Origin of the sequence: Pseudomonas sp. RIT288, assembly GCF_000631985.1 — a bacterium.
Taxonomy (GTDB): domain Bacteria; phylum Pseudomonadota; class Gammaproteobacteria; order Pseudomonadales; family Pseudomonadaceae; genus Aquipseudomonas.
Genome location: NZ_JFYN01000011.1, coordinates 139,343 through 145,342, shown reverse-complemented (window position 1 = coordinate 145,342; position 6,000 = coordinate 139,343). Strand labels below are relative to the sequence as shown.

General features: G+C 63.6%; 2 protein-coding genes (1 of these 2 running past the window's edge). Both read right to left on the bottom strand.

What is annotated here, in order from left to right:
- Positions 1–13 precede the first annotated feature (13 nt).
- Positions 14–973 (bottom strand): alpha/beta hydrolase, encoded by a 960-nt coding sequence (locus BW33_RS11660; RefSeq protein WP_047599117.1) that lies wholly within the window; start codon positions 971–973, stop codon positions 14–16.
- Positions 974–1,040: 67 nt separating this feature from the next.
- Positions 1,041–6,000, bottom strand: partial view of a non-ribosomal peptide synthase/polyketide synthase gene (locus BW33_RS11655; protein WP_047599116.1) — the end only. It continues 10,037 nt past the right edge of the window; the window shows 4,960 of its 14,997 coding nt (coding positions 10,038–14,997); its start codon lies beyond the right edge, outside the window; the stop codon is at positions 1,041–1,043.

The window sequence follows — 6,000 nt, the reverse complement described above, 5'->3', positions numbered from 1 at the left end:
CCCTCCCACCCCGTCAAGCCAAAGCAAACACCTCTACCAAGCGCCCAGCAATCAACCCCAGCGCCTCTTCAGCCTCATCAACAATCGCCCCCATACGCATGAAGTCATGGGTCATGCCCACGTACACCTGCAAATCCACAGCAACCCCCGCCGCCTGCAAATGCCGGGCATAAGCTACCCCCTCATCGTGCAGCGGATCGCACTCGGCCAACACCATCAACACCGGCGCGACATCGGCCGGGACTTCGCCGAGCAACGGCGAGAAACGTGGATCAAGACGATCGCTGGCATCACGCTGATAGTGCTCGTAGAACCATTGCAGCGAAGCCTTCTCCAGCAGATACCCTTCCCCGAACTGCTCGATGGAAGGCGTGCTGCGACTGGCATCAGTGACCGGATAAATCAGCACCTGCAAGCGCGGCTGCACAACGGCATCCGTCAGTTGCGCAGCCAGCACCGTGGCCAGGCTGCCACCGACGCTGTCACCGGCAATCGCCAACCGCGCGGTATCGATGCCCAGATCAGCCGCACTCGCCACCAGCCAGTCCCAGGCATCGCGGGCATCATCGGCCGCTGTCGGGAAGCGATGTTCCGGTGCCAGTCGATACGCCACCGACAGCACCACACAATCGGCCAGCGAGGCCAGCGCGCGGCACAGCGAATCATGCGAGTCGAGGCTGCCGACCACATAGCCGCCACCATGGAAATACAACAGTGCCGGACGTCCGGCGCCCGCCTGCAACGGATGATTGCTGTAGATCCGTGCGTTCAACAGTGCACCGTCACGCACCGGCAATTGCAGCTCATCCACCACGGCCAGTTCTTCACCGCCGGCGTCCATCAGCAACGACGACTGATCGAATTGTTCACGGGCCTCGGTCGGGCTCAACTCATGCATGCCGACGCGTTTGCCACTGGCCCGGCCGTTGCCGACCAGTTGCAGAAATGCGGCGATATCAGGATTCAATGACATTCAAATCTCCAAACCGATCGGGCGCCATCAGCGCCCGATCGGTTTTACTTGGGTTTCACAGCAGGGTTCAGGACATGACTACTGATTCAACGATCTGGCCGAGCATTTCTTCAGCCTCGGACAGGAAAGTTTCATCGCGCGGGATCTGGAAGTGCCCGCAATCCAGCCATTCGCCGCCCATGCCCGGCTGGCCGAGTTGCGCCGCCAGCTCCAGTGCCTCGGCTTCGCGACCCAGGGTCCACCAGCACATCGGGTTGACGCTCAGCGGCGCACAGCAATCAAGCTTGAGCGACAACTGCTTGAGCCGGCGCGCCACGCTGAACACATGCGCCAGTTCTTCGGCACCCAGCGCTACGTAGGTCGACGCCCCGCGCTCGGCACTCATGGCACGCTTGAACAGCGCACGCAGATTGTGCGGTGTTTCTTCACCGTCGATGGACAGGCCCGGTGCGGCGTCCGGCAGCGTCACTTGCAGGAAATCGCGCAGGTCGGTTTGCCAGTCATCGACAGCCCCGGCATCGACCGCCGCCGACGGCACGAAGCTGTCGACCAGCCCGACAAACTTGACCTGTTGCCCGGCCTGTTCCAGTTGCGCGGCGATCAACATCGCCAGCGTACCGCCCAGCGACCAGCCCAACAGGTGGTACGGCCCGTGCGGCTGTTTCTGGCGAATCTGCGCCAGGTAATCACTCGCCATCTCGTGCAACGAGGTGTCGTTGAACGTCGGATCCAGCAGCATCCGCGACTGAATCGCCAACACCTGACGTTGACCGCTCAAGCGCCGCGCCAGTGGCTCGTAGTCGAACACCGTGCCGAAACCGGCGTGGAGGCAGAACAGCGGCGCCACGCCCTTGACCTCGGCGTTCATCGCCAGCAACCCGGAGGCTTTTTCCGCCGTGCCCTGAACACTCGCTACCAGTTCGCCGATGCTCGGCTTCTGCATCAGATCGCGCAGTTTCAGGCTCAGCCCCTGAGCCTTGAGCACGCGGCTGCGGGCCACCACTTGCAGGCTGAGGATCGAATCGCCACCCAGTTCGAAGAAATTGTCGGTGAGCCCGACCCGTTCGATTTTCAGCACCTCCTGCCAGATCTTCGCCAGGGCTTTTTCCAGCTCGGTGCGCGGCTCGACGTAGGCAAGGCGCTGTTCGGCGTCCGGATTCGGCAGGGCCTTGCGGTCGAGTTTGCCGTTCGGCGTCAGCGGCATGCGCTCAAGCACCATCAGGTGCGCCGGCACCATGTAATCCGGCAGGCTGGCCTTGAGTTGCTCGCGCAGACGTTCGCCCAAGCCGTCGGCCGGCGTCTCGGCAGCGGCCAGTACATAGCCGAGCAGTTGCTTGCCGCTGAGACCCTCGCGGGCCACCACGGCGGCGTCACGCACGCCCGGCTGCTGCTTGAGGCGCGCTTCGATTTCACCCAGCTCGATGCGGAACCCACGGATCTTCACCTGATGATCGATCCGCCCGAGGTAGTCGACGGTGCCGTCGGCACGCTGGCGCACCAGGTCGCCGGTGCGGTACAGGCGACTGCCATCGGCACTGAACGGGTTGGCAACGAAACGTTCGGCAGTGCCGCCGGCACGCCCCAGATAACCGCGCGCCAACGCACCACCCAGGTACAACTCACCGGCAATGCCGGCCGGCAGCGGGTTGAGATCGCTGTCGAGCACATAACCGCTGCGCTCGCCGACCACGCTGCCGATCGGCGCATAGGCCGCGCCGCACTGATCGTCGACCGCGGCCTTCCAGATCAGCGGCGTGACCACCGTTTCAGTCGGGCCATAGCCGTTGATGATGTACTGCGGTTGCAGTGCGCGTTTGGCCAGTTCGAAACTCGCCACCGGCACCGCATCCCCGCCAAAGCAGTAGATCCGTACCGGCGGCGGATTGCCGTGCTGCTCGGCGTGTTCGGCCAATTGCTGCAGGTACACCGGCGGGAACGCGGCCACGGTCACGCCATGCTGATGCAGGGCGTCGTAGGTCTGTTCGGCCGTCCAGAGGCTGTCGTCGCGAATCAGCAAACGGGCGCCGTGCGTCAGGGTGGTCAGCCACCTTTCATGCGCGCCGTCGAAGGCGAACGACATGAAGTGCAACTCGCAATCGGCCGCGCTCATTTCGTAACGCTGGCCGATCGCCTGGCAGTGCATCGCCAGCGGCCCGTGCGCCACGCCGACACCTTTCGGTTGACCGGTGGAACCGGAGGTGTAGATCACGTAGGCCAGGTTGCCCGGCTGCACCGCCACTTGCGGCGCCGACTGCGGCTGAGTGCGCAGATCCAGCTGATCGAGTTCCAGCACATGCAGGTTGGCCTGGGTCGGCAGCACCTGACGCAGACTCGAATCGCTGAGCAGCAAGGCGATGCCCGAATCGTGCATCAGATAACTCAAGCGCTCGCGCGGATAAGTCGCGTCCAGCGGCACATAGGCGCCACCGGCCTTGAGCACCGCCAACAGCGCGACGATCATGTTTTCGCTGCGTGGCAGGGCCACACCGACCCGCACTTCCGGACCGACACCTTCGGCGATCAACGCATGCGCCAGACGATTGGCCCGCGCTTCGATCTGACCGTAGCTGAAGGCTTGCTCATTGAAGATCACTGCGGTTTGTTCGGCACGTTGCGCGGCCCACCCGGCAATGCGCTGGTGCACCAGCATGGTCTGCGGTTGCGCGACAACGTGCGGCGCGGGCGAGACTCGCCCGGTCGGCAGACCGATGCGTCCCAGCGCCTGCCCGGCGTCCTGAACCAATGCCATGAGCAGGCCTTCCATGTTGCTGCGGATGCCTTCCACGGTCGCCAGATCAAAATGTTCGCGCAGGAACATGTACTCGATCACCAACCCTTCTTCGAGGGTGACCATCAGGTCCATCGGGAAGTTGGTCAGGCCCGAGTTATTGATCTCGCCAAACTTCAGCGAATCATCGCGCCACTCGCGCAGCGCCTGATCGATCGGGTGGTTCTCGAACACGATGATGCTGTCGAACAGCGACTGCCCGGCACGCCCGCCCCAACGCTGGACGTCGGTCAACGGGGTGTACTCGCGCTCGCGCAGTTCCAGGTTGAAGTCCTGCAATTCGCGCAACCAGGCGCCCACGGCCTGCTCGGCCGGCACGTCCTTGATCACCGGCAAGGTGTTGATGAACAGGCCGAGGATCGATTCCGAGGCCGGCAGGCTTGCCGGACGCCCCGCCACCGTCGCGCCGAACGCCACACAACGCTGGCCGCTGTAACGGCTGAGCAGCACCAGCCACGCGCCCTGCACCAAGGTGTTGAGGGTGACCTGCTGCGACTGGGCAAAGGCTTTCAACTGTTCGGTGCGGGTTGCGCCCAAACGGCTGTACAGCGCCTGGTGACCGCGACCGCTGCCGGTGCGCGTCACCGCGTCCGCCAGATAGGTCGGCTCGTCAAGCAGGCTCAGGTGCTGACGCCAAAAGCCTTCGCTGGCATTCGCGTCCTGCTGTTGCAGCCAGTTGATGTAACCGCGGTACGGCACCGCGTCGGCCAGTGGTCGTGCGGAATACTGGCTCAGCACCTCACCGATCAACTGCGAACTGCTCCAGCCGTCGATCAGAATGTGATGGTAAGTCCAGATCAACTGATAGCTGTGCTCGCTGACTTGTACCAGCGTCAGCCGTTGCAGCGGCGGCTGGTCAAGGTCGAAGCCCTTGGCCCGCTCGGCATCCGCCAGACCTTGCAAGGCTTCGGCCGAATGATCCTGCTCACGCCAGTCGAGCAGACTGAACGGCAACTGCGGATCGGCGAGCACGAATTGCAGCGGCTCGGCCATGTCCTGCCAGAGGAAACCGGTGCGCAGAATGTCGTGGCGACGGCTGACGGTTTCCCACGCGGCTTGCAGACGCAACGGCTCAAGGCCCTGCACCGGAACGCTCAACTGGTTGACGTAGAGATCCGCTTCCGGCGAATTCAATCCGAGGAACAGCATGCCCTGCTGCATCGGCGACAAGCGATAGAGCCCGTCCAGTTGCCCGGCTGGCAGTGGCAGTTGCGCGACTTGCGCCTCGCTCAAGCCGTGCAGCGGCAGGTCGATCAGCGCCGGCTCCGGCGCCTCGCGACCTCCGGCGGACTGCACGCACAGGGCCAGTTGCTGAATGGTCGGTTGTTGGAACAGGTCTTTCGGGCTCAACTCCAGCCCTTGCTGACGGGCGCGGCTGACCACTTGAATCGAGATGATCGAGTCACCGCCCAAGGCAAAGAAACTGTCGTGGGTGCTGACCTGCTCAAGGCCCAGTACCTCTTTCCAGATCTCCACCAACGCCTGCTCGGTGGCATTCTCCGGCTCGACATGCAACTGCGCGGCACTCAGTTCCAGTGCTGGCAGGCGCTTGCGGTCGATCTTGCCGTTGGGGGTCAGCGGCAGCTGCGCCAGCCACAGGCGGTGGCTCGGCACCATGTAATCCGGCAGGGTTGCGCTCAGCCAGTTGCCGAGGGTTTGCTGCAGCGCTGCCTGTTGTTCGGCGCTGGCGTCGATGATCGCCGGATCACTCGGCACCAGATAGGCAATCAGTTGCTGACTGCCCGACACTTCGCTGGCCACGACCACCGCTTCTCGCACGGCGGCATGCGCCAGCAGGCGTGCTTCGATTTCGCCCAACTCGATACGCAAGCCGCGAATTTTCACCTGATGGTCGATCCGACCCATGTACTCCAGCTCGCCCTCCTCGCGCTCACGAATCAGGTCACCGGTGCGGTACATGCGCTCGCCGTTGCCGACGAAAGGATTCGGCACAAAGCGCTCGGCGGTCATCGCCGCACGCCCCAGATAACCGCGCGTGATGCCGGCGCCGGACAGGTACAGCTCGGCCGAAACGCCTTGCGGAACCGCGTGCAGATCGGCATCCAGCAAATGGCTGGCGCTGTAATCGAGCGCCCGTCCGATCCGCGCCTGACCGCCAGCACTGCGGCGGGTCCATGTCGAATACGTGGTGTCTTCCGACGGGCCGTACAGGTCGTAAACGTGCTCGACCGTCGATTGCTGATACAGCGTATCCACCAAGGCTTGTTTCAGCGGTTCA